General features: G+C 46.9%; 33 protein-coding genes and 2 pseudogenes. 5 read left to right on the forward strand and 30 right to left on the reverse strand.

The window, feature by feature from the left end:
* Nucleotides 1-202: 202 nt before the first annotated feature.
* The 9 genes from ADH66_RS16875 to ADH66_RS16915 all read right to left on the reverse strand — a co-directional run bounded on the left by ADH66_RS16875 (nt 203) and on the right by ADH66_RS16915 (nt 6,148).
* The gene (locus ADH66_RS16875; RefSeq protein WP_066538439.1) at nt 203-751 is read right to left on the reverse strand and encodes a Cas9 inhibitor AcrIIA9 family protein; all 549 of its coding nucleotides are present in this window, start codon (nt 749-751) and stop codon (nt 203-205) included.
* Nucleotides 748-1,146 carry a hypothetical protein gene (locus ADH66_RS16880; RefSeq protein WP_066538436.1) on the reverse strand — a complete coding sequence of 133 codons (399 nt, stop codon included), beginning with the start codon at nt 1,144-1,146 and terminating at the stop codon, nt 748-750. Before ADH66_RS16880 ends, ADH66_RS16875 begins: the two co-directional genes overlap by 4 nt.
* 110 nt (nt 1,147-1,256) lie before the next feature.
* Complete coding sequence (locus ADH66_RS16885) at nt 1,257-1,700, reverse strand: LPD11 domain-containing protein (RefSeq protein ID WP_066538433.1); 444 nt, start codon at nt 1,698-1,700, stop codon at nt 1,257-1,259.
* A 113-nt stretch (nt 1,701-1,813) separates the two neighbouring features.
* Nucleotides 1,814-2,467 (reverse strand): hypothetical protein, encoded by a 654-nt coding sequence (locus tag ADH66_RS21190; protein ID WP_236757097.1) that lies wholly within the window; start codon nt 2,465-2,467, stop codon nt 1,814-1,816.
* A gap of 330 nt (nt 2,468-2,797) precedes the next feature.
* On the reverse strand, nt 2,798-3,139 hold the full coding sequence (locus ADH66_RS16895) for a type II toxin-antitoxin system HicB family antitoxin (protein WP_066538430.1): 342 nt from the start codon (nt 3,137-3,139) through the stop codon (nt 2,798-2,800).
* On the reverse strand, nt 3,136-3,426 hold the full coding sequence (locus ADH66_RS20720; protein ID WP_236757099.1) for a type II toxin-antitoxin system HicA family toxin: 291 nt from the start codon (nt 3,424-3,426) through the stop codon (nt 3,136-3,138). The genes ADH66_RS16895 and ADH66_RS20720 overlap by 4 nt, the downstream gene beginning before the upstream one ends.
* 34 nt (nt 3,427-3,460) lie before the next feature.
* Nucleotides 3,461-4,267, reverse strand: coding sequence for a class B sortase (gene srtB / locus ADH66_RS16905; RefSeq protein ID WP_066538427.1), 807 nt, complete (start codon nt 4,265-4,267; stop codon nt 3,461-3,463).
* A 10-nt stretch (nt 4,268-4,277) separates the two neighbouring features.
* The gene (locus ADH66_RS16910; protein ID WP_066538425.1) at nt 4,278-5,108 is read right to left on the reverse strand and encodes a tyrosine-type recombinase/integrase; all 831 of its coding nucleotides are present in this window, start codon (nt 5,106-5,108) and stop codon (nt 4,278-4,280) included.
* Between the two features lie 215 nt (nt 5,109-5,323).
* Nucleotides 5,324-6,148 carry a hypothetical protein gene (locus ADH66_RS16915; protein WP_201448084.1) on the reverse strand — a complete coding sequence of 275 codons (825 nt, stop codon included), beginning with the start codon at nt 6,146-6,148 and terminating at the stop codon, nt 5,324-5,326.
* A 173-nt stretch (nt 6,149-6,321) separates the two neighbouring features.
* On the opposite strand from ADH66_RS16915, the gene ADH66_RS16920 reads away from it, so the two are divergent.
* Nucleotides 6,322-7,509: an ATP-binding protein gene (locus tag ADH66_RS16920; RefSeq protein ID WP_407922900.1), complete on the forward strand. Its 1,188-nt coding sequence runs from the start codon at nt 6,322-6,324 to the stop codon at nt 7,507-7,509.
* Nucleotides 7,510-7,601: 92 nt separating this feature from the next.
* Here ADH66_RS16920 and ADH66_RS16925 read toward each other — a convergent pair whose 3' ends face one another.
* From ADH66_RS16925 to ADH66_RS16960, 8 genes are all read right to left on the reverse strand, one after another.
* Nucleotides 7,602-8,180 carry a hypothetical protein gene (locus tag ADH66_RS16925; RefSeq protein ID WP_066538421.1) on the reverse strand — a complete coding sequence of 193 codons (579 nt, stop codon included), beginning with the start codon at nt 8,178-8,180 and terminating at the stop codon, nt 7,602-7,604.
* 188 nt (nt 8,181-8,368) lie between these two features.
* A complete protein-coding gene (locus ADH66_RS16930; protein ID WP_066538418.1) occupies nt 8,369-9,358 on the reverse strand; it encodes a DUF2971 domain-containing protein in 990 nt (329 codons plus the stop codon).
* 201 nt (nt 9,359-9,559) lie between these two features.
* Nucleotides 9,560-9,667, reverse strand: coding sequence for an AbiH family protein (locus tag ADH66_RS21890; RefSeq protein WP_084384399.1), 108 nt, complete (start codon nt 9,665-9,667; stop codon nt 9,560-9,562).
* A 46-nt stretch (nt 9,668-9,713) separates the two neighbouring features.
* The gene (locus ADH66_RS16940) at nt 9,714-10,388 is read right to left on the reverse strand and encodes an RloB family protein (RefSeq protein WP_066538414.1); all 675 of its coding nucleotides are present in this window, start codon (nt 10,386-10,388) and stop codon (nt 9,714-9,716) included.
* Nucleotides 10,385-11,593 (reverse strand): AAA family ATPase, encoded by a 1,209-nt coding sequence (locus ADH66_RS16945; protein WP_066538411.1) that lies wholly within the window; start codon nt 11,591-11,593, stop codon nt 10,385-10,387. Before ADH66_RS16945 ends, ADH66_RS16940 begins: the two co-directional genes overlap by 4 nt.
* A 174-nt stretch (nt 11,594-11,767) precedes the next feature.
* Entirely contained in the window at nt 11,768-12,352 is a 585-nt protein-coding gene (locus ADH66_RS16950; protein ID WP_066538405.1) for a hypothetical protein, read from the reverse strand.
* 154 nt (nt 12,353-12,506) lie between these two features.
* The gene (locus ADH66_RS16955) at nt 12,507-13,640 is read right to left on the reverse strand and encodes a protein kinase (protein ID WP_066538401.1); all 1,134 of its coding nucleotides are present in this window, start codon (nt 13,638-13,640) and stop codon (nt 12,507-12,509) included.
* Nucleotides 13,641-13,696: 56 nt separating this feature from the next.
* Nucleotides 13,697-15,049 (reverse strand): AAA family ATPase, encoded by a 1,353-nt coding sequence (locus ADH66_RS16960; protein ID WP_066538397.1) that lies wholly within the window; start codon nt 15,047-15,049, stop codon nt 13,697-13,699.
* 274 nt (nt 15,050-15,323) lie between these two features.
* On the opposite strand from ADH66_RS16960, the gene ADH66_RS16965 reads away from it, so the two are divergent.
* From ADH66_RS16965 to ADH66_RS16975, 3 genes are all read left to right on the forward strand, one after another.
* Nucleotides 15,324-16,511 (forward strand): nucleotidyltransferase domain-containing protein, encoded by a 1,188-nt coding sequence (locus ADH66_RS16965; RefSeq protein ID WP_207653008.1) that lies wholly within the window; start codon nt 15,324-15,326, stop codon nt 16,509-16,511.
* Nucleotides 16,512-16,993: 482 nt separating this feature from the next.
* The gene (locus ADH66_RS21895; RefSeq protein ID WP_407922934.1) at nt 16,994-17,167 is read left to right on the forward strand and encodes an SEC-C metal-binding domain-containing protein; all 174 of its coding nucleotides are present in this window, start codon (nt 16,994-16,996) and stop codon (nt 17,165-17,167) included.
* A gap of 1 nt (nt 17,168) precedes the next feature.
* The gene (locus ADH66_RS16975) at nt 17,169-18,044 is read left to right on the forward strand and encodes an S-4TM family putative pore-forming effector (RefSeq protein ID WP_066538387.1); all 876 of its coding nucleotides are present in this window, start codon (nt 17,169-17,171) and stop codon (nt 18,042-18,044) included.
* 51 nt (nt 18,045-18,095) lie between these two features.
* Here ADH66_RS16975 and ADH66_RS16980 read toward each other — a convergent pair whose 3' ends face one another.
* From ADH66_RS16980 to ADH66_RS16995, 4 genes and pseudogenes are all read right to left on the reverse strand, one after another.
* Nucleotides 18,096-18,677, reverse strand: a complete 582-nt coding sequence (locus tag ADH66_RS16980) for a hypothetical protein (protein ID WP_066538385.1) — start codon at nt 18,675-18,677, stop codon at nt 18,096-18,098.
* A 35-nt stretch (nt 18,678-18,712) separates the two neighbouring features.
* Nucleotides 18,713-19,000 (reverse strand): annotated as a pseudogene (locus ADH66_RS16985) (sigma-70 family RNA polymerase sigma factor); the annotation flags it as partial.
* 135 nt (nt 19,001-19,135) lie between these two features.
* Nucleotides 19,136-19,411, reverse strand: coding sequence for a DUF5720 family protein (locus tag ADH66_RS16990; RefSeq protein ID WP_066538380.1), 276 nt, complete (start codon nt 19,409-19,411; stop codon nt 19,136-19,138).
* Nucleotides 19,412-19,422: 11 nt separating this feature from the next.
* A pseudogene (locus ADH66_RS16995) lies at nt 19,423-19,674 on the reverse strand (ParB/RepB/Spo0J family partition protein); the annotation flags it as partial.
* Between ADH66_RS16995 and ADH66_RS17000 the strand changes: the two are divergent.
* A complete protein-coding gene (locus tag ADH66_RS17000; protein WP_157130649.1) occupies nt 19,634-20,848 on the forward strand; it encodes a hypothetical protein in 1,215 nt (404 codons plus the stop codon). The pseudogene ADH66_RS16995 and the gene ADH66_RS17000 sit on opposite strands and share 41 nt — an antisense overlap.
* Nucleotides 20,849-20,894: 46 nt before the next feature.
* On the opposite strand, the gene ADH66_RS21195 is transcribed toward ADH66_RS17000, so the two are convergent.
* The 9 genes from ADH66_RS21195 to ADH66_RS17030 all read right to left on the reverse strand — a co-directional run bounded on the left by ADH66_RS21195 (nt 20,895) and on the right by ADH66_RS17030 (nt 25,386).
* On the reverse strand, nt 20,895-21,401 hold the full coding sequence (locus tag ADH66_RS21195; RefSeq protein ID WP_236757100.1) for a tyrosine-type recombinase/integrase: 507 nt from the start codon (nt 21,399-21,401) through the stop codon (nt 20,895-20,897).
* Nucleotides 21,402-21,409: 8 nt separating this feature from the next.
* Nucleotides 21,410-21,988, reverse strand: a complete 579-nt coding sequence (locus ADH66_RS21200) for a phage integrase SAM-like domain-containing protein (protein WP_066538373.1) — start codon at nt 21,986-21,988, stop codon at nt 21,410-21,412.
* Nucleotides 21,985-22,308, reverse strand: a complete 324-nt coding sequence (locus ADH66_RS17010) for a helix-turn-helix domain-containing protein (protein WP_088364513.1) — start codon at nt 22,306-22,308, stop codon at nt 21,985-21,987. The genes ADH66_RS21200 and ADH66_RS17010 overlap by 4 nt, the downstream gene beginning before the upstream one ends.
* Nucleotides 22,309-22,324: 16 nt before the next feature.
* A complete protein-coding gene (locus ADH66_RS20725; protein ID WP_207653009.1) occupies nt 22,325-22,498 on the reverse strand; it encodes a hypothetical protein in 174 nt (57 codons plus the stop codon).
* Nucleotides 22,477-22,914: a hypothetical protein gene (locus ADH66_RS20730; RefSeq protein ID WP_088364472.1), complete on the reverse strand. Its 438-nt coding sequence runs from the start codon at nt 22,912-22,914 to the stop codon at nt 22,477-22,479. Before ADH66_RS20730 ends, ADH66_RS20725 begins: the two co-directional genes overlap by 22 nt.
* A 69-nt stretch (nt 22,915-22,983) precedes the next feature.
* Nucleotides 22,984-23,727, reverse strand: coding sequence for a relaxase/mobilization nuclease domain-containing protein (locus ADH66_RS17020; RefSeq protein WP_084384301.1), 744 nt, complete (start codon nt 23,725-23,727; stop codon nt 22,984-22,986).
* Complete coding sequence (locus ADH66_RS21205; protein ID WP_236757260.1) at nt 23,711-23,791, reverse strand: hypothetical protein; 81 nt, start codon at nt 23,789-23,791, stop codon at nt 23,711-23,713. Before ADH66_RS21205 ends, ADH66_RS17020 begins: the two co-directional genes overlap by 17 nt.
* Complete coding sequence (locus tag ADH66_RS17025) at nt 23,788-24,003, reverse strand: plasmid mobilization protein (RefSeq protein ID WP_236757101.1); 216 nt, start codon at nt 24,001-24,003, stop codon at nt 23,788-23,790. The genes ADH66_RS21205 and ADH66_RS17025 overlap by 4 nt, the downstream gene beginning before the upstream one ends.
* 270 nt (nt 24,004-24,273) lie before the next feature.
* Nucleotides 24,274-25,386 carry an AAA family ATPase gene (locus ADH66_RS17030; RefSeq protein ID WP_066536697.1) on the reverse strand — a complete coding sequence of 371 codons (1,113 nt, stop codon included), beginning with the start codon at nt 25,384-25,386 and terminating at the stop codon, nt 24,274-24,276.
* Nucleotides 25,387-25,460 lie beyond the last annotated feature (74 nt).

Below are 25,460 nucleotides of genomic sequence, written 5' to 3' on the forward strand. Positions count from 1 at the left end.
AGGTGATGAAGTTATTACCATCGGAGAAAAAGCGGAAAATTAGCCGCCGATTCTCATACACATCGACTGCAAGGATGTCCCCACACTTGGGTAGCTGATGGACTGCGGCCCCTGCTGTAAGAGGAATCCTTTTTGTCGGAGCAGGAGCGGGGGAAAGGGGAAGATTCTGCAACTCTTTTTTGATAAGCACAGTGTCACCCCCTCAGAACAGCGAAAGCTGGATAATTTCCGGCTGTGTGGCCTCTTTCTTTTTGGGCGGCACAACCGTTACCTGGGGCTTTGTCTGGGGGTTTGGAGCCGGTTTTGCCTTTGGCGCAGGCTTTTCAGGAAGTTTTGACATCTCCTCCTCGCTAGGAGCAGCGCCGTTTATCTCAATGTTCATGAGAAAGCGCACGTCTGCATTGGGATAATAGGCTCGCACTATGCCCCTGTACACGTCGAAGTCGGAGATGTGGTTGCCAACGCCTTTCATCACCTCGGCACAGCAGTCGGAGAGTGTTCGCTTGGTCTTGTAAACCACCTCGGCAAACTCCGGCGACTCCTCGCAGAAATGGGTGACCTGCGCTGCGACATGGGAGGAAACGCACTTTTCTTTCTGGCCGCCATAAAAGTTTTTCAACTCCTCTGCGATTTTTTCCACGGCCATGGACCGGAGGGTTTCTTTTGAGCCTGCTGGCTCACTTTCGGGCTGGTAGTCTTGGATGGGGATGATATTGCTCTCCGTTTCAACGCATTCAACTTCTGGACTCATTTTGACGCCTCCTGGTTCTTGATTTTCAGGTTTCCTTTTATAACTAGCTTATTCCAGCACAGCCGCTGGCCACAGGAATCATGGTACTTCTGCCGATACATCCCCTCCTTCTTGCCTTTGCGGCGCTGGGTGATGGTGTCCCGGCAGTGGGGGCAGATGTAGTCGATGTACTCCCTGTCCTTTGCAGCACTTACGATAACGGGCTTTTCCTGCATCCTCTGAAGCAGGCGTGATGCCTCATGCAGCATCCGTATGTCGAGGGAAAAGATGTCCTCGGGGTCTTTGCGGTCAACGAAGTCGGTCTTGTCTCTGGCTTGATCCATAAGACTGGCGATGACCGATTTTACCGCAATCGGTTCCGGCTTGACCTTGTTGCGTGCGAACGGTTTTTTCATTGTTAAGTCCTCCTTCGGGGGTATAACCCCGGAATATGATAAAAAGGCACACATGGCTATGCCCTGTATGCCTTTTGTACCCGTTCAGGGGTATGAGATATTTTTACAATTCATTGCTCTGAACACATCTGTCTCTCGTATTCCAGAATCTGCCCCCAGGTCAGCCATTGAGGCTTCTCATTATCAGCAAATTCCAGCCAGCGTTTCTTCATATTTTCAATGTGTGCTTGAGGAGAACCCCACCACAAGTTTCTTGTGTTCCTATTTCCATATCCCAGGTAAAAGTCGCAGTCACATCTTAGTCTGTCCAGCATCATGTACTGAAAGCTCTTTTCGTCATCTTCGGGAGCGCCAACTAGGGTAAACTCCTGATCTATGGGCATATCCGGCTCTCCCTCAAATTCATCATTCACAGATGAGTGGAGCGAAGGGGACCCGGATTCACCACAGCTCACATCTTTCCATAGGTGCTGAAATTGGTCCCTATATACTGGACGGGACCAGAAGTCTTCTCCGATATACGTCAATATCAACGGGTTTTGTGATGAACTCATTTGATGTCCTCTTTTCAAAGATATTTTTGTCAAGGAGCGTTTTAGCTGCGTCATTTTAGAGACACTGATGGTGCTTCCAATCTCCCAATGAGGCTATCTAAATATGGCTCCGTTTACTTGTACAGGAGGTACGCCACCCCCTTACTATGCCGCTCATCAAACCAGCGCCAGATGTCCTCCCGGAGGGTACCGGTAGGGAAGCTCATAAACGCCTCATCCATGCGCTCCGTTACTGGATTCATGGGGATATCCCCAAATTCAGACCACAGCCTTTCAAGCACAGCATCGCGCTCTTTTATGGTTTTCATTTCGGACGATCCACCCTGCTCAGAGCAATAATTGACAGAATCAATATGATTTTGGGGGATGGTCTGGGGGTCGTAGCGACATGAGCCTGTTTCCGAATTGTAGTTACAGTTTCCGGTATGCAGGCACTCGTCACAGAGCATAAGCCGCTCACCGCAGACCGGGCAGAAGGCTTTGAAGCCTCGTGTATCCGTGTCCCACCGCATTTCGATCTCGCTTTCGCAGTGGGGGCAGCATTCTGTGACGATGTAAGTCCTTTCGTAGTCAACTGTTTTATCCGGCGAACATATGAAATACTCAAGTTCGTTGGCATGAAGGACCATCCGTTCTGTCACCCCAGGCAGCAAACCGAATATTTTGCAAAGAACCCTCCACTCCTCCTGGGACCAGTCTTTCGGCTCCCAGAAGAAGGGCTCCCGCAAATCTGTGCTGTTATGACCGGGTTGAAGTATTTTTGCCATTTGTTTTCCTCCTTTTCCAGTTTGGCGCTGGAAATGTTTTTTGTGGGCTGATAGGCCCGATAGACATGAAAAAAGCACGCAAAGATAAACTCTGCGTGCTTTTTTGCCAGTAGGCTTAGTATTCATTTGTGCCGGTTTCCCCAGCCGAAACGTAAAAAGCGCCTGAAAGTATACTTTTCGAGGGAAAATGAGCATAGCCACTTTTCCCGTAAAGTATTGGAAACTTTCAGACGCTCGTAACTCGGAAACTGTGTTTGATTAAAAATTCAAACTGGATACTGTAAGGATAGTATAACAGATTGCTCTCCAAAATTCAAGAACAAATGCCAGCTAATTCCCTGTCCGCACAGCCTGAGCAATAGAGCTCTCAACAAAGCTGTTCAGGGACATCTGCCTTGCTGCGGCAGTAATAGCCGCCTGCTTGTGCAGCTCTGGAGAAATGCGGACATTAAAGCTGCCCTTATACGCCTTCTCCGGCTCGATACCCTCGGCAGCGCACGTTTCCAGATAGCTGTCTACCGCGCTGTGGAAATCCTCCACCAGGTCGTGGGCGTTTTCACCCTCATAGGAAACCATAGCGCGGATGCCCATGACTTTCCCGAAGAAAACTCCGTCCTCCTCCGAAAACTCCACGCTGCCTATATACCCTTTGTACTCTATTGTGTTGCTCATAGCAAGCCCTCCTGTTCCAGAATTTCAATTAGCTGTTTGACTTGGTACTCCAACAACTCTTTGCGTACATGGGGCCGGTGCATAAAAACAGGCGGGTGTTCCTTTGAAATAAATACTACTCTGGAACCACTGGTTTTCCTTTGTTTGATTTGCTGTATGACAAATATCGCAAGAGTGTTTCTGCCCCAGCGAAGGTGAAATCCTTTGGCCTCGACTTCAAGCGTTCCATTAGTTTTTCCTTTTGCCCCATGAGTCAGCCTTCTTTCTATTACTATTTTAGCACGCACAGGCGAAATTTGCAACTGGTTCTAGTTGCAAATTTCATTCTCTGATTGTTCCATGCACCACAAACCGCGCATTATAAAACTCATAGCTGCAAGTGGAGAGGGTAACGATTCTCTCCGCTGCTGTTGGAACGATTATGCTTTCAAACAACGATTTTTCTTTTACAGCTTTCAGCCAGTCCCCAAATTCTTCATCCGAGGTAAAGTCCAGCCGCCAGGCGTCCCCATCCACGGTGGACACATACCCCGCGAAGAACTCCACGACGCAGCTGCCATCCGGCGTGATAAGTTGAGCAGTGGGGTGCTCATTGTAAAAGGACTGGTCTTTGTAGTACATAAGGTTCTGGAACATACTCCCATTATCCATATGGTGTCCATAAAGGATGCTATTCTTGTCGGAAAAGTCCGAGCTGTCACGGCTGTCAAGGAAAATGCACCCGGAACTGTTCCACTCGCCGTTGAACAGGTGGTGGAGATAATAGTCGTTGTCGCTGTGCTGTGCGATAGGGTAGTCTATGTCGGTGCCGTCTATGGTGAGCCAGCCCACAACTTCTGGGTTAACCGCACGAAGGGATTCAAAATCCACTTGTACCTGGGAGGGAGTTGAATCTGTGGATGCAGCGGGAGGAGATGAGGGAGCATCCGGCGAACTGGCTGTGTCTGTCCTGCTGGCATCAGGCCCTGAAATCAATTCCGGTACAGGAGCTTCTACAAACCGCCGCAAGTCCTCATAGGCATGAGCGCTCACATTATCCTCGTGGATTGGCATATAGATATGCCCTACTGACACGCCTGCCACCGCCAGGAGAATAAGGAATACCACAATATAAATCAGTTTTTTCATACGCGCCTCCTCACAGCTTATTGGCCTTGTCTTTCATGGCCTGGGCGGTTGGGTTGGCGTAAATCAGTGTAGTCTGCACATTACTGTGCCCGGCCTGGTTCGCCACCTCATGGATGGAGTAGCCGCTCTCCAGAGCAAGGCTGCAAAAGAAATGGCGCAAAGATTTTGGGGTAATCACATCCGAGTACCGATTGAAAATCTGGTTGATTCTGGATGCCGTCAGCTTTTCGCTTTGCCTGCTGACGAAGAAAAAGGGGCTGTCGGAGTTGCGTTCCTTTAGGTACTCGCGCAAAGCATATACGATTTTGTCATTGATGTAGACCAGCCGTTGTTTGTCGCCCTTGCCGATGACGCGGATCTCCCTGGCCCTCAGGTCAACATGCTCCACTTTGAGAGCAGCGCACTCACTGCGCCGGATTCCAGAGTAGGCAAAGAGGGTCACAATGGCGTAGTCCCTCTTGCTGCCGCTCTCCAACAAACGCTGGCGAAAAGTCTCCACATCTTTCTTCGAGATGGTGCTGGGGCTGGCGTACTGCAGCTGGATTTTCATGAAGTCGTTTTTGAGCACAACGGCCTCGGTCTGTCGGCCAATCTCTATGAGCCATTCATTGTAGCTGCGCAGGGAGGATAAGTGATGGTTCACCGTTTTGGGTGTGTAGCCCCTGATGTTCCGCATGTAAGAGATATACTCCAACACGTTTGCACGGTAAAGCAGTGCAGGTTGTTCACCAAAGGTCTCATGGCACCATTTGAGGTAGAGAGACACATCCTGGTAATAGGCCGTGATGGTGCCATGAGATTTCCCCCGCGCCTGCAGATAGCTTAAAAACTCATTTAACATAATAATCGCCTCCATTCTTCATTACACAAGAATGGGGGCGATTTTACAACTGCTATTTTGAAATTTATTTTCCCAGCAGCCGCGCATGCTCATCCCGCTCACTCACGGGTATTTTCAGCGCTTCCACTGTCTGATCGAAGGAGAGCGAAAGTGTTTCCATAAGGTCCTTTATGGACTGAATGCGGTTTTCCTTAATACCCTCTTTAATGCCCTCCTTAATACCCTCTCTCCGTCCCCTCTCTAAAACACCCTTGACCTACGTTCCCCTTGTGCGTATTTGCGCCAAGAAAACGTATTTGCTGAAAAATACGCACAACTTCATACTGAGTGGGTAATGAAACCTCTGTACCGCAAGGGTACAGTTTATTAAAAATGAGGCAGCCATAATTACCGGGCAGACGGTACAGAGAAAAGGCATCCCCATGCTTCTTTAGAAATCTCCATACCTTGGTCTTTTCCCAGCCCCAGCGCTGTCCCAGGGTTTCCAACGTGATATTAGCGCCGTACTTGCCGTACTGGATTGTGGGCGCTAAAAAGGAGAACCCATTGTCTGAGTCCTCCCATACTGTGTGACACCATAAATCCAGCCAGGTGTCTGTTTCTTCAAATGTGCAATTTTGCTGTACAAGTCGTTCTGTGATGTTCCGGGGTAGGCAGAGGAAGCCGTAGCCTTCTGTTGTGTAGACTGCGCCGTTCATGCACTCCTTGCCGGAACACTTTACCACCCAATCGGTGATTTGATAGGTCAGCTTCTTGGTCTCTTTGTCCAACTCATATGTTAGGTATCCCAGTTGAGTCAGGTTGTCCAGCGTTTCCAGTGCCTTGGCGCGACTCCTAATGCCCAATATACGCTTGAGGCCCACCACGCCCCCGGCCCACATACCCGGCTCTACGGCGTTCTCATAGCCACAGTAGGAGGCTACACCTTTACGGAACGCCGCGCGGCTGGCAAGGCGCATCCAGGCTCCCATGAGGCCCTTGCCGCTGGGTACAGCGTTTCTGGGTAGCTTGACCCAGTTATACTTTTGCAGGCATTTCATGTTGAGGTTTCCTTTCCGTTGAATTAACGAACAAATGGCAGACAATAACCTTGTATCATCCCATGTCAGACTTGACAAATTGTTCATTTTAGGCTAATATAAGATTATATCGTAAATCAGCCAAGAGGTGACGATACATGGCATATATTCAAAGGGGTCTCGAAAACAAATTAATGGCACTCTCAAAAGAGTATGCCTGCATTCTGCTCACCGGCCCCCGGCAGGTGGGAAAGACAACTGTTTTGCGCACGCTTATGACAGACAGTCGGAAGTATGTGACGTTGGACGATTTGGAGGAGCGTGGCCTTGCGAAGCGAGACCCTGCTATGTTTCTGCAAATGCACCCCGCGCCGCTCATGATCGACGAAGTGCAGTACGCGCCGGAATTATTCACCTATATCAAAATTGAGATAGACAAAGGGGCCGCGCCGGGCAGCTATTGGCTCACCGGCTCTCAGGCGTTCTCTGTTATGGAGCTGGCCCAGGAGTCTCTTGCGGGCCGCACGGCTGTCCTGCACATGACAAGCCTTTCGCAGCATGAGATTTTCGGGAGCGGAGACTGCCCGCCATTTACGCTGGAGCTCACCACTCTAAAAGTACGGGAAACCACGCACCAGCCAGCCGGCATCAAAGAAATCTATGAGCGGATCTGGAATGGCTCCATGCCCGGCCTTATCAGTGGGAAGTTCACAGACCGGGATGTGTTCTACTCCAGCTATCTGCAAACCTATATCGATCGGGACGTAAAGGAGCAGGTCCAACTCTCCGACCCGCTGCTGTTCCGGGATTTCGTCCGCGCCACAGCCTGCCGTGCGGGGCAGATGCTGAACCTCCACGACATCGCGGGGGATGTGGGCGTTTCCGATGACACGGCGAAACGCTGGCTGCAAGTATTGGAGAAGTCCGACATTATCTTTTTGCTGCGGCCCTACTCCAACAATCTTTTGAAACGTACTGTGAAAACACCAAAGCTGTACTTCTTTGACACGGGTTTGGTGGCCTATCTGACCCGGTACTCCTCCCCGGAGATTTTGGCAAACGGCGCTATCAACGGAGCAATCCTGGAGAATTTCGTGGCGGCCGAGCTGCTGAAGTCCTACCATAACAACGGAAAAGAGTGTCTGCTCTGGTATTACCGTGACCGCAGCAGCAATGAGATCGACCTGGTCATCGAGAGTGATGGGCTGCTCCACCCGCTGGAGATCAAGCGCTCTGTCAATCCTGGCAGCGAGTTGACCGGCGTTTTTGGGCTGCTGGATAAGGCATCTATTCCGAGGGGGAAAGGCGCGATCCTCTGTATGCGGTCTACACTTTCCGCCGTGGATTCTGAGAACTTCATTGTTCCGATATGGATGATATAATTTGGAAAAATCACAAACAGTGTACGCATAATAAAGCAGCGGCCCGATGCTCCCGGCCGCTGCTTTCCTGCACTTGATAGTGAAAATTCTTTTTACTTCTGGTGCTGCTCGATCTCCAATACATGTCCATCCACCAGAAAAACCCGTTCGCCACTACGCCCCATCTTGGGCATCAGGCCACAAAGTACCCTCAACTCATTCCACTTGCTGACCCCTAGCACCTTTGCCGTGTAATGCCAACAAGGAACGCCTTTCTGCCTCCGCCGGTCGAAATCTTCCTCGTTTATTGGCTGAATACGCTTATACTCTGCTATAAACATCTCCTTCAAGTCCACCGGCATCAGCCCTTTATAGCGACCCGAAAAACTGCCTTTGGCCCTAGGATAGTTATCCTCCAGCCATTTTCCAGCCGTCACCCCATATTGTCGGGCCACAACTGTATGGCGTGGAAGATACTCCACCGTATCCAGCTCTTTGACCTTGGGCGGGCGGCCGTGCTCCTTCATAAACCGCTCAACAGCCTCTCGAATAGCCTCATCCGTCCAAATCTTCCCCGGTATCCCATTTTGCATTTCCTTCAAGATAAGTATGGCTTTGCAGAGTTCTTGGGACAGGTCGGACTGTTTGTCTAAGTAGCCGAGTACCGTTGAGATGGCCTGTTTCCTGGTCATTTTGCGCCTCCTTTCCTTTTCCCCAAGGGAACGTCATCGGGATGTCGAAAAGAGGGAGTTTCGCTCGCTGAGTCACGAAAAGTGGTCTATCATATATTTGTTTCCCCAATTATTACAGTTCAGGTATTAAACTGTTGTTTATTAGTAGTTATTCCCTTCAGAGCTATAGAACCATTCTGAAAATGGCTTCACCGAAATGGCCGATCTGACTTTGAAAGAATAAGCTTTCCTTCAATTGCAAGTTTTGAAAGTCTATAGCCATGAAGTGCTAGAAACATCTGTAAATCTTTATCATTTGGCTGTAGTGTTGATTTGGGTCCAATTATAATTTCTTGTATTAGTGCATCCCTAATTGGCTCAAAGCTCAAATCAACATAAGATGAGATGCTACTTCCTTTAACCAAAAACTGATATGTGTTTCGAATAAATCCGCTCTGCTCCAGTCGATATTGATTTGTTTCCATTAGGCGATCGTGATATGCAGAAGCGTATCCTAAACGTCGGATTCTACCCAAAGGGTTATACACAAGCCTCCATTCAGCTTCCTCTGAGAAAAAACCGTCTTTAAAAAGTACCGAAAATTGTAATATTGTGCAAACCAAATTATTGATGACATTTTCAATCAAATTCACATTATGTATGTCGTCGCATGATTTCCATTTTCCATCAATTTCATTCCGCAAAAAGAATTCAATAGAATTGGCCAGCATATTCTGGTCATATATTATCTTCCCAAAAATGTATTGTGAACGAGTTTCAGCCTGTAGCTTAACAAAATGCCTCGTATTAAACCCCAGTGCAACTCCTTTGCCATTATCATCATAGCGATCCCATTGACTAAGTAGATCCCTCTTTTCGGAGAAACAAATCGCATAGAAATTCTTGGATAAATCCTCAAAAAAGCGATCAACAAGCTTTGATATAGTATCATCTCTAAACTGGTATGGAGTAGAAATAAGGTTATTGTAATCCGTTAACACATTTTTGGTTACATCCTTTAATACTGGAATTACATTGGTAATTTCAGTAGGATCATTTGATTTAGTTATGTTAGATAGACGTAAAGAACTCGTTTCTAAAATTGCGAGAAAGGATGTCATACTACAATAATGATAAACTACGTTAGGCATCTCGAGTGCCTTTTCGCGAGTAGTGAATAATTTTTCGCTAAGTAGCATATTTCTTCTCCTTAGTTTTTAACAATAGTAAAGTGGGATTTCAATGCAAATTATTGATCCAAATATTATACTCGACCATTTTTCCAAGCTCGTCAAACATCTCTCAATCATTGTCTTACATAAATTCATGATAAAACACGAAATTTCCACCAACACATTCTGACTCCTCTTGTACCTCACCACCAGCTGCCTGTGATTGACCTAAAAGCGCCAATATTCCTCTACATACTTCAAGAAATGCTCATATTTTGTCGGCAATCCATGTGCTAGGTCAAAGCCATTTCCAATAACAAGGATATTCAAAATCATTTCCCTTCTTCCAAATCAATATTCTGTGGCTGCTTTCTGCTATAAGTCAGTCATTCAAATATGGCTTCAGAACACAAATCAGCTCATGCACTTTTGTGCCCGGTGCCGCAGTTGCAGGCGGTTTTCCCATATTCACTCTGTCCAGCAATCTTGCGTTGGCGATTGCCGAGTCCATATAAGGCCGGAGAATCTCAAACATATCTTTTCTATTTTTGGCATAGCTGCCCGCTCCAATCGGCTTTAGCTGTTGTGTGAGCTTTTGCTCATATGCTGTTCGGTTAATATCAGATTGCAAAAAGCAAAAATGAAGCAAATACCACAGTTCAATACATTGATTTGACCATATTGCATGATATACCGTTTCCTCAGTCGTTTCGGAATTACAAAGCTCAGCCGTCCTGTTGATGTGGTCAGCAGGAAAGTCATCAGTATCGTATACTACCCACACATGAGAGTAGCCATTGGCACTTTTTGCAACCCGTTGCTTTGCCCGCTCAAACAAGCTGAGTGTGTTATCACCTTCCCCGGATACATCCAGTTGAATACGGTCACGATATTTCTGATTGATTATATCTCTTATAGCTTGAAAATAAAGCGGTTCAGTCTTTGTCCCTTCCGTCACGATAAGATGATATTCGGGTTGTATTTTGATTGGCTTGTCCCGACGGCGTTTCATCCAGTTCTTATTAAGGTCGCCCTTCTTTGGCGGTTTCAAGCTCATGTCCAGTTCTCCTTCGCCAACATATTGGATAGGTACGGATCGGCACCGTAGCGGCCCTCCAGATACTGTTTGTCAAAGGCGGCTGTGCTATTAACACGCTCATTGTCCTCACGCCGTATCTCATAGAGCGAGTAGATCTCACTCTCGTGGTTCTCGTTGAGAGCTGCAAACCATATTTCATCTCTACGAAATACCGTATTTTTCATAGTTGTCATGTCATGAGAGGTAAAAAGCAATTGGGCTCCTTTTTTATTGATATTTTTGTTCTTGAATAAGGATATAACATACCGTAGAAGTTTCGGGTGCAGCTTCGCGTCCAATTCGTCAATAACTACCAATCTGCCATCCTGTAGCGCCTGCAAAATCAACGGTAAAATACTGATAAGCTTTCTCGTCCCATCGGATTCTTCTTCAAAACGCATTTCATAGCACTTGTTATTTATAGTGCGCTGAGTATAAAGCTGGGAACCCTCTTCATCCAATCGATATCCAGTCATATCAATCCCCATATCATTGAGCGCGTGAATGATCTTGTCCTGCACAATGTTACTGGCTGGAAACAATACTTTGCTTTCAATGGCCGGATTTGCATAGTTCAAAGTTAAACAGGATTCAAACCATGTCTGTACTTCGGCAATTTTGGGAATGTCGTAAGTTATAGCAAGGAACGTAAGATAGGGCATCTTAGGATTAACGGAACGGCTGATACTGGATTTGCTTATGCTAGGCCCCAAAACAATCTCAGTTCCTTCACGCTCATAAATAGTACCTGTTTTCTTCCCACCGAGGCTTCTCCAATATAAGCTTTCTGATACTATCACATCGTCCAACACTGCTAAATAGTAACAATACTCATGTGTACCCTGACGAAAAAACAGCTTAAATTCTGTAGGGCTATTCACAGTTTCCTCACTGAATATAAAGGGGGAATAACCACTTCGCTGCTGGACAATGGGTGACACTCTGGTCTTTTTCAAATCTTGAATCGGTTTCACAACAGTGGATATTAAGCAGGCAAGGGCTTGCAAAAGGTTCGATTTGCCGCCCCCATTTGGTCCATAGATAACCCCAACGGGCAGCAAATCATCAGATTTACCACAGGAGATCAAAGAATCTGCAAACTCTGGGATAGCTGTCGCTTGAAAATCAAAGGTAGTTTCAGACTTATATGACCGGAAATTCTGAAAAGAAAACTGACAAAGCATAATTGAAGCCTCCCTTCTTACTAACCATATTGTACCCGTATCTTTTGCCAAAGTCAAGGTTTATAGCCGATTTCAGAAAAATATTTTTTGAAATAGAGTTTATAACCCAAAAAGTCCACAAAACAGGGAGATGCACGATGGCAACTCCCCGTTCTGACTATATCCCAGACATCATCATGTGTCCTGTTTTACGTGTTCAACCTCCAGCACATGCCCATCCACCAGAAAAATCCTCTCACCACTGCGTCCCACCTTGGGCATCACTCCGCAAAGTTCTCGTAGCTCATTCCATCTGTCAACTTCCAGCTGCTTTGCCATGTAATGCCAACTGGGAACACCGTCCTGCCTCCGCCGGTCGAAATCTTCCTCGCTTGATGGGGCTAAGCGCTTATACTCTGCGATGAACATCTCTTTCAAATCTTCCGGCGTCAGCCCCTTATAGCGGCCTGACAGACTTCCTTTGGCTCCGGGGTAGTTCTTCTCCAGCCACTTCCCCGCCGTCATCCCATACTGTCTGGCCACGACAGGGTGGGGAGGAAGGTACTCCACCGTATCCAGTTCCTTTACCTTGGGTGGACGGCCATGTTCCTCCATGAATCGCTCAACAGCCTCCCGGATAGCCTCATCCGTCCAAATCTTCCCCGGCATCCCATTTCGCATTTCCTTAAGGATAAGTATTGCCTTGCAGAGTTCTTGGGGCAGGTCGGGCTGCCGGTCTAAGTAGCCGAGCACTGCGGAAATGGCCTGTTTCCTGGTCATTTTGCGTCTCCTTCCCTTTTCCCCAAGGGAATGTCATCGGCGTGTCGAAAAGGGAAAGATTCAGTAAATGGAAGCATGAAAGTTGTCGACAAAAATCTATGGCAAATTGAAATAGCCTCAGACGGCACAGGAATAATCAACTATACTAATGGTCTCACTCCAAAAGCATATGAGCCCTTTTATGAATTACTTTTTCGATTAAGGCAAGCCGCTCCTCTGACAGATTATATGCAGGATTTTTGCGGAACCGGAAGTTAAGCAGACGGCGTAGGTATCCCCTGTGTTCAGAGGTTAATACCTGCTTCGCCGTTCCAATAAAGTCGTCATAGACAGCAGGATAAAGGCCAGAAGCGTATTTATCCAATGTTTCCAGAGAAGTGAAATCATCTCGTCCCGCAAAATTGAACAACGAATTACCATGGTCAAATAGAGGCGCAGGCGCGACAATTTGGTTGAGCTTATTATCAATCAAGAAACCGAAGTTGCCAAGATGTCGGTCCACATTACAAATCACTGCATCAAATACCAGCATATCAGCGAGAGCACTATCATAAGCAGGGCCAAGTTTATGATAATATGCCCGAACTGCATCCATACCTCCAGAAGTAACAACATGACCCACGGGCATATAACCATGCTGTTTACTGGTAAATAACTCACAGGTAGAGCATAGTTGGTTCTTCCACTTGGAAAGACCATAAGTTACCGCTTCAACATTCAACTTGTCTGCGATCTGTTTTGCGTAATACTCAGAATAGGGCTCATTCCCTGTGTTAGAAGCCCCAGAGGTGCCGCCTTTATAAAGAAGTATCTTCCCATCCCTTCTGCGCCAGCACTTCGGAAGCATACCGTTTGTGGTAAACTCCGGGCTTGAAATTAAGGAGCTGCGTATATCACTTCCGTAACCAGTAAAAGCGATGAGCGCCAATACTCCTGTAAATCGGTTGTCATATAAGTTGAACTTTTCAAAAGTCCCTGGAAACCCTTCTTCGACAATCCAATAACAATCATTCAAAGACAACCCCTTAGAAACTTGAAGAATATTCATAGGGCGATTCAGACTTAACCCGCACTTACTGAGGAAATTGTGGACATAAGCCCGATTTTTGGGGACGGTTCGGTGGCGTAGCCATTTCTGAACACTTTCATTGGTGGGGAGCATATCAAGGGGCAATAGATCTCGCTTGTCCATGTCCTGCCAGATTATTTCGACTTCTGGAGAATTTGTGTCCTCAGAAGCAGAGAAACGCAGCAAAGGCGTATCAAAATGTCGGAGTTCATAAATCATGTACACATTTCTCCTTTTTCAGATGCCAAATGCAATAGCAACCATTGGTTATGCAACTACAACTTGAATTGCGGAATTGCCCCGTATTTCCCTTCAAAATATGATTTGCATACTTTTTTATCAAAACGTTCTCCAAAAGAATCCATAGAATAATAAGCCGATCGGCCAGTTTCATCTTTATTCACAAAGCCAATTTCATCTTTCCTCAACAAGTCAAAATCCATCAGCTTTGACTCATGGGTTGTGACAATTAACTGGATATTACGTTCTTCTGCCAGCTGAAGATACTGTTGGACAAAGTTATACGTCAGCAATGGATGCAGCCTTCGATTGATTTCATCAATGATATATACTCGTTCCGTATCTCGGCAAAGAAGAACTTCAATTAAGTCCAATAAGCGAACTGTACCATCTGATTCTTCCGCCAAAGAAAACATTGCACTGGTCTGTTCGTGTTCCATTTCCAGAGTTTGGCATGTGATATTATCTTCTTTTAAGTTCAAAAAGAACATAGAGTTGTCTGCTAAAGAGCGGATAACCACTGATGGAATCTTTGAAATCCCGGATTTTTCGTAATACTTCTTTTCCTCGTTAAGAGCATTGGACATTTCTTCCACGACGTCTTCCGGAACATCAGCCAGTACTTTTTCTAAAGGAATATCGATAATCCGAAATTTTGATATACCGGTTCCAAAGGCATGCAGCAGTTTTCCAATCTTATCTACACCGTCTGAATCCGACAGATAAGAATAGCTTGTCACTGGCCGGTCGGGATAATTCACACTAAGCTTGAATTTGAACCAGTTATAAATATCCTTATAGATGTTAATGGGGGAATCCGATTGATACAGCCCACTCTTGTTTTGATTCATAAGCCGTAAAAAAAGTACGGAGCCGTCCTGGCAAACATCTTCCGCATATATCTTGAGACGGTCATTTAGAGTTGGCTCCTTAAAATAAGTATCCACCTCATAATTCCCTGAAACGACATCTCTTGAAAAAACGGTTTTATAAGTGGAACCATATTTATGCTGCCGCAAATATTCTCTGGTAATCGTCCCCTTACTGATTAGCATGAAAAAGCCATATACATATTTTGAGTTCCCAACTTTTATTGTAAACTCAAAATGCGAAGGTACACCGGCGTTTTTTTCATCGACCCGACAAAAGTCATTCTTAGCATTTTTAGGAATATCTGTAACGATTATTTCTTGAGCAAAGGCAAAAGCCTCCAGGAAATTAGATTTCCCAGATGCATTGGCCCCATAAATTGCCATAAATTTCAAAAGCTTGAATTTCCCATCTGTATAGACCCGCGAAAGGTTGTTGCGGACTTTCCCTGCCTCCATAGAGAACACTTGCTCATTTTCAAATGATCTGAAATTACTTACCCTAAACTCTGCAAGCATAAAAGCGCCTCCTAATCAATTTTAATGGTACACGATTTTATCTCAATTGTCAAGGGAAACTTGCGAAAATTCCTCGGAATTTATGCTTGATTTGGTGATTTTTTCACATAATCCCGGAAATTCCTCTTGACAAAGGTCCTCTTCAGTGTTATACTAAGAGAGTTCCGGGAACCCCCACACCCTCAGGGAGACTCAGCGAGGAAATTTTTATACGAAAGGATCTGATTCTATTAGTAACTTAGCACGAAATGCACGACAGAGTGACCTTTTGCAAGTGATTGAATCCCTGGACATTACTCCAACTATGTTCGACAATGCTACAGACAAATATCAGGCCATTGCCAAATTCTTGGCCAGCAAAGGCGTGGATGCGGACATATACCCACAGGGCTCATTTGCTCTCGGCACAGTTGTTCGCCCAGTAACACGCACACCAGATGCTGGCTATGACTTGGATTTGATTTGCCAGCTTCGAAAGGACCGTGAGGAACAATCGCCAGGTGAACTCCGGAGTGAGGTAGAAAGAATTCTCAAGGACAGTGAACTATACGGAGGAAAGCTCGAACTTTTCGATCAGTGTATCACAATTCATTACGCTGATGTTGGAAAGGTTAGTTTCAGCATCGATGTTGTGCCCGCAGCCAATGAAAGCGATATCAATAAACAACGTTTGGTTGAAAAAAGTCAGGTGCCTATGCTGATTCGCTCCTCCATTGCCATACCGATGTATCAGGAGAAAGTATACACCTGGGCCACTAACAACCCGAAGGGGTATAGGGAATGGTTTGAAGAAATCAACCGACCCTTTTTGGCCGTCGTCTCTGAAAAGCAACGTCGCGCTCTGTTTGAATCGAACGCTCGGGTTTATGCTTCCATTGAAGATATTCCTGACAGTCATCTGCGCTCAGCTGTTCAGCGTGTAATACAAATTCTAAAGGCTCATCGGAATGTGCATTTTAGCCATCTAAAAGATGGGGATGTACTAAAGCCCATCTCAGCTATTCTGAGCACTATTGCTGCACAGGTGGCCCAGCCAATGAATCCTTGGACCTCCGTATTTGACTTGTTGAAGGCGGTTCTCGAAGATTTCCATACATATGGACATTATCGCAACCCCAATATGACCGAAAAAGTATTTACGGAAACTTATGTAGGAAAGAGTTTGATCGCTCGACGCAATCGAGAGTGGATTCTGGAGAATCCTGCCAATCCTGAAGACAATCTGGTCGATAAGTGGAACGAGAATCCTGACGCAGCTCAGGCGTTTTTCAACTGGATTGATGTGGCCTACAAAGACTTAACAATGGCCTTTGACCTAAAGGATAATGAGTTCAGGGCCAAAATGGACAGTGCTTTTGGGGAAAGTACAGTTTCTAAGGTTTGGGGCAGTAAATATCGCCAGTCTGCTCCAAGAATTATCACTTCAAGCAATGCTATGCCAAAGCCATGGAGAATGCAATGAATTTCACCAAGGAGAGCCTGGCTTTGCAATTAAATAAGGTGTTCGAACGATATAAGGACTTAGCAGTAGCCAAAGACAGCCACAATCTAGTGCGACTGCATGGGAGTATTCCTGTGGATATTCTGGCCTGTGGGTTTCATCTTTGCCAATCCTATTTGATTGACATTTGCATTCCCCTTAACTCGGACAAGCTTCCCTATGTAATTGACACAGGCCGCAGTGTAGCCATATCTTACCGGCATATATATGATGATGGAGTGCTGTGTTTGGATACTGACACCCGTATACGCATGAGGTTCCTGGATGGCTTTGATTTACTGCAATGGCTACAGGACTTTGTGGAGCCTTATTTCTTCTCATATGAGTACTATGTTAGGTACAGCAGCTTTCCATTCGGCGACCGGGAACATGGCTGCCAGGGTATACTTCAGACGTACCAAGAATTATTTGATGCCTCCAGTATTGATGCGGCATATAAGCTGATGCGGTATTGCTGCCTTCATTCATACCGGGGCCACCATATTTGCCCTTGCGGAAGTGGGAAACGTTTGAGAAATTGTCATGGAAATGCACTTCGTAACTTTGTAGCGGATTCTCGGAAACTGGAGATCTTGAAGAAAGACCTATTATTAGTGGAAAGGGAGTTGATAGGTTAGCATGAATGCGAAAAGTATAATGGAACGTCAAAATGAAGATAAAATGCTCCGGTATCAGTTTTCAGCCCGGAGACATTTCAATCTGGCTGAGAAATGGAACTACGCCTGCTGGGCACTGCTTGCTGTATCATGGGCATCAATGTTTCTCCCAGACACAGAACCTTTGAACACTATACGGAACGTGGGAATTGTGGTCATTGATTTGATAGCTACTTTTTGTGCAGTTCGCACAGAGAAAAATGCACAGTTGGCTTCAGCTTTACGTGCACACTTTGATGCGTATGTTTTCGGTTTGGAGCAACTGTCAGATTTTGGAAACAAGTGGGAGTTGGATGAAATAACTTTGAAGGATAAGGAGCGGTTTCCCCAAGAATTTGATATTCAAACTAAGCATAATGGTTCAGACGTGCCTCCGGGAGTGAAAGATTGGTACGAAATAGATGAATCGAAAGAAGGAATAGCTGCTATTCTTGAGTGCCACGGACTCAATACCAGGTGGGAGACCAGATTGGAGAAGTACCGAATTATTGCCTTTATAGTTATGTTAGTACTACTTATCTCCATTATGGTGGCTATGCTATGTATATCTGCGGTGGGGCCTCTGACTGTTCTTCTCAGCTCAGTTGGACTAATCATACATATTTGTAAGCGAATAAATATAAGTCTGCACCGCTATAGAGTCATGATACAAATAAATACACTCAGAGATGCGGTAGAGGTTAGCAATACCCTTGATAGTGTTGTTTTGCTTCAAAAAAATATAAATGAATATCGAGCATTCCCTGTTTTAGGTATTGACTTGGTACATAAGCTAAGGGCTAAAACCTGGACAGAACGTGACAGGTCCATCCAGCAGGATAATTCAAGTTCCATGTAATTTGATATAGGGCGAGAAGAAATTTTCTTCTCGCCCTTTTCTATAATAGCTTTATTGATCTTTTTGCGACTTGACCACAAGAATATGCCCATCCACCAGAAAAATCCTCTCACCACTGCGTCCCACCTTGGGCATCACTCCGCAAAGTTCTCGTAGCTCATTCCATCTGTCAACTTCCAGCTGCTTTGCCATGTAATGCCAACTGGGAACACCGTCCTGCCTCCGCCGGTCGAAATCTTCCTCGCTTGATGGGGCTAAGCGCTTATACTCTGCGATGAACATCTCTTTCAAATCTTCCGGCGTCAGCCCCTTATAGCGGCCTGACAGACTTCCTTTGGCTCCGGGGTAGTTCTTCTCCAGCCACTTCCCCGCCGTCATCCCATACTGTCTGGCCACGACAGGGTGGGGAGGAAGGTACTCCACCGTATCCAGTTCCTTTACCTTGGGTGGACGGCCATGTTCCTCCATGAATCGCTCAACAGCCTCCCGGATAGCCTCATCCGTCCAAATCTTCCCCGGCATCCCATTTTTCATTTCCTTCAAAATAAGTATCGCTTTGCAGAGGTCAGTGGGTAAACCGGGCTGTTTGTCTAAGTAGCCGAGCACCGCTGAAATGGCCTGTTTCCTGGTCATTTTGCGCCTCCTTCCCTTTTTCCCCAAGGGAACGTCATCGGCACCCCATAAGTGGAAAACTGCACGCCCTGGCTCACGTCAAAGTGGTCGATGGCCTTCATCAGCCCGATGCACCCTACCTGGAACAGGTCGTCCGGGTTCTCGCCCCGGTTTCCAAAGCGCTGTATGACGCTGAGGACTAAGCGCAGGTTCCCCTGTATCAGCTTCTCCCGGGCCCCCTTGTCCCCGTCGTGGGCGCGTATTAAAAGCTCCCGGGTCTCGCTGCTTTTTAGCACCTTCAGCTTTGAGGTGTTTACACCGCATATCTCTACTTTCCCCTGCATAAAACTTACCTCCTTTTAGGAGGTAAGTTTACTACCTCCTGTAATTCGTGCAGGAGGTAGTCTTTGCATTTTGAGGGCGATTTAATCTTTCCTTAACGGTACACATACTCATTCCTTCCTCTCAATTTGTCGTGTTTACGGGTGGCGTTTCTTTTTGGGCTTGAAGTCCAGGATATGCCCCTCAATGACGCGGGCATACCGTTTGATTTTGATGTCCCGGCGCTTCTGGCTGGCGAGAACGGCCTGGTAGCCGTCCTCGTCCAGAAACAGGCGCGTTTCATCGCTGGGTGTGCCGTAGGCAGTGCGGGGCCGCAGGACGGAAAACTCCACCATCCAGCGGGTCTTATCCTGAAACCGTTCCACAGCCAGTATGTTGTGGCCCTTTAACTCTCTGGCAACGTGATCTCTCATAAGCGCTCCTTTCAGCGTTCCTGATCTCTCTGACGCTTTTTCTGCCACTGTTCCAGCAGTTTGATGATGGTTTCCTGCATCCGGGCTGGGGTGTAGCTATTGGGAAAATACTTCCGCAGGGTGTCGGAGGTAAACGTCACCTTGTCCAGATCGCTTTTCTTTTCCTCGCCCATAATCGCCCGCATTACATCTATGGATAAACGCCCCTCCTGACTGAATTTTTTGAGCCGCTGGGCCTGGGAAAGAGAAGGGGTATGCGGTTCAATAAGTAGTTACTCACACAAATATCGCACTGATGAAGATAATGTAAAGAAAGCTGTTAGTGAAATTTTGTCAGAGGGAGTTGCTGCGAACGAGGAAGCAGCAAAAAATATTCTCGGGATTTTGTTCCCCAAAACGGGCAAGCTTGGTGGCCGATATTATGATCACAGGAAATTTTTAATCAATTGTAATATTGCTGTTCCGGAATGCTTTGATCGCTATTTTTCCCTCTTTCTTGAAGATGATGCAATTCCAACCACGACCATGAAGAAACTCATATATGATGCAAAAGAAAGCGAACTTGTAGCAGACATTACCCGGTTGTATCAGAACGGAAAAATCATCAGACTGCTTGAAGAAATTGAGGCATATGCCAATAAAGGTGATTCAAAAAACGTTCCTTCTGAAAGAGCTACAATTTTAATACGATGCCTTTGCCGGATGTGGAGCTCTTTTGAGGCTGAAGAAAAAGATTTTTTTACCATTCCGTTTGCATGGAGATTACTGTTTTGTGTAGACACTTTACTGGAAGTAGTTGATATGGTGGAACGTTTTCCGCTCTTACAAAGTATATTTGAAGATAAAATGGTCGATCCACCAACATTAGCATTACTTTTGCAGGATTTTGAAACACAGCATGGGCGCTGTACTGATAAGGGACCAAATGAAAATAAACAGGCTATTTCTTTGGATGAGCTTTTAGCGCTTGAGCCTTTGTTTAAGTCGCGATGCATTGATGCAATAAATTCAGGTGCTGCTCTGTTGCAATATGGAGGACTAAACTTTTTGTGGATGCTGAGTCAACTTGACGAAGAACTTGTCAAACACATCAAAGAGACACTTGTTACAGATAATATATCACTTGCAAAAGTTATCAGTTACTGTACTTCGCGTGGGAAAACAGCGGTCAGGCTCGTTGTAGAAACACGTCACGTAAATAAGGAAACTCTCAGTGAATTTATTGATGTGGAGGAAGCCTATTCGCGTATAGATGTGTTTGTAACAACTCGTGAATTTCTGCTACTTCCAAAAGAAACCCAGAAGGATGTCATTGCTTTCCTTATTGCAATGGCAAGTAATAAAAAAGGTAGTCCGACAGAAGGTCTTGTTGCAGAAGAAATAATCCAAGAGGAGCTTCAAAAGAGAGTTAATGCAATCCAGCGTATGGAGGTTTAATGTTATTTCCATTTGTGCTCTTTTCATAAAAGTATAGACAGCAATTCTACGCATGTAAAGACATGTTTAGAATTGCTGTTTTATAATTACTTTGTGTCTTGGGCTTGACATTTGGGTATCGAAGGTCGTGATAGCGAATTTTGCGCAGCCCATATTTCTTGATGATGTCGCTGAAATGCTGTGTCACATACGACGGCCTAATCAGCCTGCCGAGCTGGTCGACGCAAACAAAATCCATATACCTTAAATCATAGCTTTTCCCGAACATTTTGCGATAAATCTCTTGCTTTTCCCTCTCCGTCTCCAGCATTTCACGCACCGGAGCCGGTAATGGCAGCGTCCTCCGGCTGGATTTGTTTTTCATTTCCTCAACCGGCTCCACAATCTTTTCACCGTTACGCTCGTACTCAACGATTTTTGTGTCCAACAGCACTGTGTTCTGATCCCAATCTATTCTCGACCAGCGTACGCCGAGAGCCTCACTTCGGCGCAACCCAAGCCCGCCTGCCAGCAGAATAGCAGGATAGATTGGGTCGGAGCGGGTCAACTCCAACAGTGCTTTCAGCTCGTCCTCGGAGTAATTCTCGCCATGGAACTTATTTTTTTGGGTCTGTCCACCCGGTCAAAGGGGTTGGCATTAATCAAACCATCTTTGAACGCTTGGCTGAATGCTCGCCGCATGATAGCATGGTAATGGATAACCGTGTTGGCAGTCACGCCGTCAGCGAAGAGGGAATCGTAAAAATCCTCGATATCTTTCGGCTGCAAAGTATCAACCGTAAGCTTTGCCTTAGGCTCAAAGTATCGCCGGATTTTTCCATAAATCATGCCGTGATAACTCTCATAGGTGTTGATCTGAATACTCGATTTCGCCCTGTTCAAATAGGCGCAGAGGTAATCAAAAACCGAGAGACCAGCTGCCGGGTTTCCCCTGCGCACCAATCTCTCGGCGTACTCGATTTCAAATTTGCTTACGACCTCCCGATAAGCTTTTTGCACCTTTGATTTCCCTGTCCCCTCTGGTAGGCCAAGCGCCCGCCAGACCGGCTTTGTTTTGCCGTCCTCCTTGACTTGAATCACAGCGTAGAGACGCCCTTTCTTTGATTGTACGCTGGCCGCAAATAAATTTTTATCTGTCATGCTGACCTCTCCTTTCCGCCGGTTCCGCTGGCACCACACACACTACCACAAGACTTGCCGGAAGTCCATACTGCACCCGCAGAGTTTTCAGAACAGACACATTTTGGGTTCGGACTTTCCTTATCCTTATTTCGCAGATAAGCGATGAGAACGCTTTTGGAAATGCGGTTCTCTCGCCCAATTTTCACTGCCGGAATTTCACCTTGCCTAATCAATTTGTAGACGGTCTTGGTGCATACGCGCAAAATTTCAGCTACCTCAGAGGCAGTCAGCGCCTCCGGGTAGCTGGACAGAGCTTTTTTGTACTCCATTTTTGTCATTCGCAAACCTCCATACTCATTTGAATTTGTGGTCAAATTCATCATCATTTTCTTCTGAAATTTCAGAAATAGCACCCACCGCAAGGCCAAGTAAAGCACCCAACGCCTCGCCGTTTTCTTGAGCCTCGATGCGTTTTCTGCGCTCCTCTGGGTCTTCATCATCCTCGCTTAGTGCAGCCAGTGCATACACAGCAGAGCGGACAGCGCTGCCCCCAGCACCGAGGACAGTATCGACACCATGACGATGAGCGTCCAGGTTTTCCAACTCCGTCGCTTCGCTGCCTTGGCGATAGCCGTTTCCAACTGCGTACCCTTTGCCAAGGAATCGTTCAAACTCCTTTCGAGACTCTTCCCAGCCTGTCGCGCGAGGCTGTCCATATTCATTGAGGAATCCTTTATCTGTTTCACCAACGACTGGAAAATCATCTGCTCCTCGGCAATCTGTTGTTTCACCAGCGAGTACAACTTCGGCTGGAAGTTTACCGAACTCTCCAGAAGATCCACCATCGTATCCCAATCTTTCTCCTGGATCGGCACCATCACCGGCAAGCTCGACTCCTTCATACTGCGGATACCGCTTGCGTTTCTTGCGACTAACTCGTCCATAGTGGGCCTCTCTGTACTGTAACTCATACTCTAAATTCTCCTCGTATAATAAGTTTATAAGTTAATAAATCAGGTACCAGCAGGCCGTAAGATACCCGTGGTACAATAGCTGTAGGACAGCAGGATAAGTTCTATTTTCTCCGGTAGAACCGCAAGGTTGCTACAAACAAAGTCCGTTCCCCTGAGCCGGAAGTAAGCTGCAAACTTTAAATATTTATTGTCGTGCAATTTGAGGTCCCGGCACTTCATCTTGTTGGGACAGGTGAACGTAATGTATTTGCGCTCATCTGTCCACCGCACTTGGTAACCGCACCGCTCCATCTCAAAGATGAAGTCCTGCTTGCTGCCGCTGCGGTTCATGGCGGCGCAGATGTCAGCCATCAGTTTGAACTTCCAGCTCTCGCCTTTCAGAGCAGCACGGTACTCCCTCGTGGACATTTTCGTACCAGATTTCTCATAGGGCGGTAGCACCGACAGCCCATGTGCCGCGCAGATTTCGTCATTGATAGCCCGCAACTCAATCAGAGTATTCGGGTTTTGCCGCAGCTTTTTACCGTTCTGAAAGCCAACGGAGTTGATAACGAAGTGTGAGTGCAGATGGTCGGCGTCGCAATGCGTTGCCACCAGAATCTCATGACCAGGCCAAGCGCGCTCCGCAAACTCTCTGGCAACGGCGTGAACCTCCTGTGGAGTGATGTTCTCGTCCGGCGAGAACGACTGAACATAGTGATAAAAATTGATGCCGCTCGTCTTGCGGTACGCCTGTTTCGTCGTCAGAAATTCTGTAAAAGAGTTTTCACCATCGCAAAAAATGCCGCTGACCTTGAATCACTTCCATGAAGTCAGCCGAGCGAAACGCTCCTGCGTTGATTTTCATGGTAATCTGGTTGATGTTGTTGCCGATTTTTTCAGCTCGATCAGCAGAGGTTTGATGTCCTCGGCAACATGAATTTCTGTGCGTAACGTGGTTGTAACGAGAAAATCTGTAATACTGAGTTGAGCCTTCTTTGCTTTTTTCTGAATTATCTCCTTCTCCTTTTTAGTCAGGCGAATGGTCAGAGTTTCCGCTCGTTTTCTGTTGTCCTGCATACCTTTCTCCTTTCAAAAGTGGGTTCGGGCTTCTGCCCGGTTCTCTACGTGCGGGGCGGACAGCCACGCGCTCTGCTTGCCCCAGCGGGAAGCCCTTTCGGCCCTCCCCTGCCGGGAAATCCGGCCCTTTGAACCTTGCCACAAAACCGGGCCAGAATTGCCCCAAAACGGCCTTATCGTGGCCTGGTGGACTTACCCGACTGCCCGCCGTAAAACGCCAACACGGGCCTGCTGTGGCCCCACAGGGGCGCAAGGGCCGAAAGCAGCGGCTCACGCCGGACGGACGTTTTCCTTAGAGAATACAGGGGGTTCGGTCTTGTCAGGGTCGCGAGGGACGGTGAATACGGCACTGCTCAATGTTGCGTCACTTGCGGCACTTCCGTCACTATCGGGTGGGGCAGAAGAAAAAGAAACGGTAACCAGCCTCTGCCCATTGCTTCGGTGGCTACGTAAGAACACACCCTTTTCCTCCAAGACATAGCGCCAGCGGTTCATCATTTGCTTGAGGGATTTGGGCGCAATTTCCTTGCCAGCCAGCTTTCCAACCGTATCGGCAAGCTGCGTATTGCTGCCGCTAAATGTCTGCGCTGAACGCATGAACTCAACCAGCGCCGTCAGTTCTTCCGGCATTTCCAGCGCACGATTCTCCAAACTATCCTGCACCAATTCCCATGAGCAATCGGATTTTGAAAAACGCAAATCCAACTTTCGAGTTTCAATATCCCGACCGGTGCAGACCAGAGTTGCCGCGTCCTCGCTGCGCTGGCCCCGGTCGAGGATAAAAACTGCGTCCATCGCGCCACTGATTCCTGTGGTGCCGGACAGCTTATTCAGCGGATCGCTGGCTCCCTGCTTGCGTAGATGGTGGACAAGCAGAATGGAGATTTGCAGCTCATCAGCCAGCTTTTTCAGTTCTCGCACTTCGGAATAGTCGGAGGCATAGGAGATGTCCTGCCCACCTGAGCGGATGATTTGGAAAGTGTCGATGGTTACCAGCACGGTGTCTGGGTGCTCCCGGACGAACTCTTGAATCTGTTCGCGGAGACCCTGGCCCAACTTCTCTGCCGCTGTCGCAAAGAAGGCGTTGGGAGGAGCCTCATCTGTAAGCTGTAATAGTCGGTCTTGCACCCGGCGGAGCGGGTCTTCCAGGCAGAGGTAGAGGATCGAGCCTTGCTTGACTGGTAGGTTCCACACCGGTTCACCCTTTGCAATCCTCACACACCAGTCCAGCACCATCCAGGATTTGCCGTTCTTGGGTGCGCCACCGAGCATGGAAATACCTTGGGGCAGTAGCGTGTCGATTGTGAATTTGCCCGGCTGGAACCTCATGTCCTGCAGGGTTTCGCCGTCGATGACGGTAAGTTTTTCGATTGGGTTTAACATATACACCAGTCCTTTCAGTAAAATAGAAACGCTCCCAGCTTGAAAAAGTGGGAGCAGTATTCATATTGCAAACC

This window comes from Acutalibacter muris, assembly GCF_002201475.1.
Classification (GTDB): Bacteria; Bacillota; Clostridia; order Oscillospirales; family Acutalibacteraceae; genus Acutalibacter; species Acutalibacter muris.

Excerpts from the sequence above, each read along its gene's own strand:
- ADH66_RS16955 (WP_066538401.1), bottom strand. The coding sequence starts at position 13,640 with ATGATTTATGAACTCCGACATTTTGATACGCCTTTGCTGCGTTTCTCT.
- ADH66_RS16875 (WP_066538439.1), bottom strand. The coding sequence starts at position 751 with ATGAGTCCAGAAGTTGAATGCGTTGAAACGGAGAGCAATATCATCCCC.
- ADH66_RS21200 (WP_066538373.1), bottom strand. The coding sequence starts at position 21,988 with ATGACAGATAAAAATTTATTTGCGGCCAGCGTACAATCAAAGAAAGGG.
- ADH66_RS16895 (WP_066538430.1), bottom strand. The coding sequence starts at position 3,139 with ATGAGCAACACAATAGAGTACAAAGGGTATATAGGCAGCGTGGAGTTT.
- ADH66_RS21205 (WP_236757260.1), bottom strand. The coding sequence starts at position 23,791 with ATGAAAATCAACGCAGGAGCGTTTCGCTCGGCTGACTTCATGGAAGTG.
- ADH66_RS16975 (WP_066538387.1), top strand. The coding sequence starts at position 17,169 with ATGAATGCGAAAAGTATAATGGAACGTCAAAATGAAGATAAAATGCTC.
- ADH66_RS16930 (WP_066538418.1), bottom strand. The coding sequence starts at position 9,358 with ATGCTACTTAGCGAAAAATTATTCACTACTCGCGAAAAGGCACTCGAG.
- ADH66_RS16920 (WP_407922900.1), top strand. The coding sequence starts at position 6,322 with ATGGCACTCTCAAAAGAGTATGCCTGCATTCTGCTCACCGGCCCCCGG.
- ADH66_RS21895 (WP_407922934.1), top strand. The coding sequence starts at position 16,994 with ATGCGGTATTGCTGCCTTCATTCATACCGGGGCCACCATATTTGCCCT.
- ADH66_RS16885 (WP_066538433.1), bottom strand. The coding sequence starts at position 1,700 with ATGAGTTCATCACAAAACCCGTTGATATTGACGTATATCGGAGAAGAC.
- ADH66_RS16980 (WP_066538385.1), bottom strand. The coding sequence starts at position 18,677 with ATGACCAGGAAACAGGCCATTTCAGCGGTGCTCGGCTACTTAGACAAA.
- ADH66_RS16910 (WP_066538425.1), bottom strand. The coding sequence starts at position 5,108 with ATGTTAAATGAGTTTTTAAGCTATCTGCAGGCGCGGGGGAAATCTCAT.
- srtB (WP_066538427.1), bottom strand. The coding sequence starts at position 4,267 with ATGAAAAAACTGATTTATATTGTGGTATTCCTTATTCTCCTGGCGGTG.
- ADH66_RS16950 (WP_066538405.1), bottom strand. The coding sequence starts at position 12,352 with ATGACCAGGAAACAGGCCATTTCCGCAGTGCTCGGCTACTTAGACCGG.
- ADH66_RS20730 (WP_088364472.1), bottom strand. The coding sequence starts at position 22,914 with ATGGACGAGTTAGTCGCAAGAAACGCAAGCGGTATCCGCAGTATGAAG.
- ADH66_RS17025 (WP_236757101.1), bottom strand. The coding sequence starts at position 24,003 with ATGCAGGACAACAGAAAACGAGCGGAAACTCTGACCATTCGCCTGACT.
- ADH66_RS21890 (WP_084384399.1), bottom strand. The coding sequence starts at position 9,667 with ATGATTTTGAATATCCTTGTTATTGGAAATGGCTTTGACCTAGCACAT.
- ADH66_RS16915 (WP_201448084.1), bottom strand. The coding sequence starts at position 6,148 with ATGAAATGCCTGCAAAAGTATAACTGGGTCAAGCTACCCAGAAACGCT.
- ADH66_RS16960 (WP_066538397.1), bottom strand. The coding sequence starts at position 15,049 with ATGCTTGCAGAGTTTAGGGTAAGTAATTTCAGATCATTTGAAAATGAG.
- ADH66_RS16925 (WP_066538421.1), bottom strand. The coding sequence starts at position 8,180 with ATGACCAGGAAACAGGCCATCTCAACGGTACTCGGCTACTTAGACAAA.
- ADH66_RS21190 (WP_236757097.1), bottom strand. The coding sequence starts at position 2,467 with ATGGCAAAAATACTTCAACCCGGTCATAACAGCACAGATTTGCGGGAG.
- ADH66_RS16940 (WP_066538414.1), bottom strand. The coding sequence starts at position 10,388 with ATGAGCTTGAAACCGCCAAAGAAGGGCGACCTTAATAAGAACTGGATG.
- ADH66_RS17030 (WP_066536697.1), bottom strand. The coding sequence starts at position 25,386 with ATGTTAAACCCAATCGAAAAACTTACCGTCATCGACGGCGAAACCCTG.
- ADH66_RS16880 (WP_066538436.1), bottom strand. The coding sequence starts at position 1,146 with ATGAAAAAACCGTTCGCACGCAACAAGGTCAAGCCGGAACCGATTGCG.
- ADH66_RS16945 (WP_066538411.1), bottom strand. The coding sequence starts at position 11,593 with ATGCTTTGTCAGTTTTCTTTTCAGAATTTCCGGTCATATAAGTCTGAA.
- ADH66_RS16990 (WP_066538380.1), bottom strand. The coding sequence starts at position 19,411 with ATGAGAGATCACGTTGCCAGAGAGTTAAAGGGCCACAACATACTGGCT.
- ADH66_RS17010 (WP_088364513.1), bottom strand. The coding sequence starts at position 22,308 with ATGACAAAAATGGAGTACAAAAAAGCTCTGTCCAGCTACCCGGAGGCG.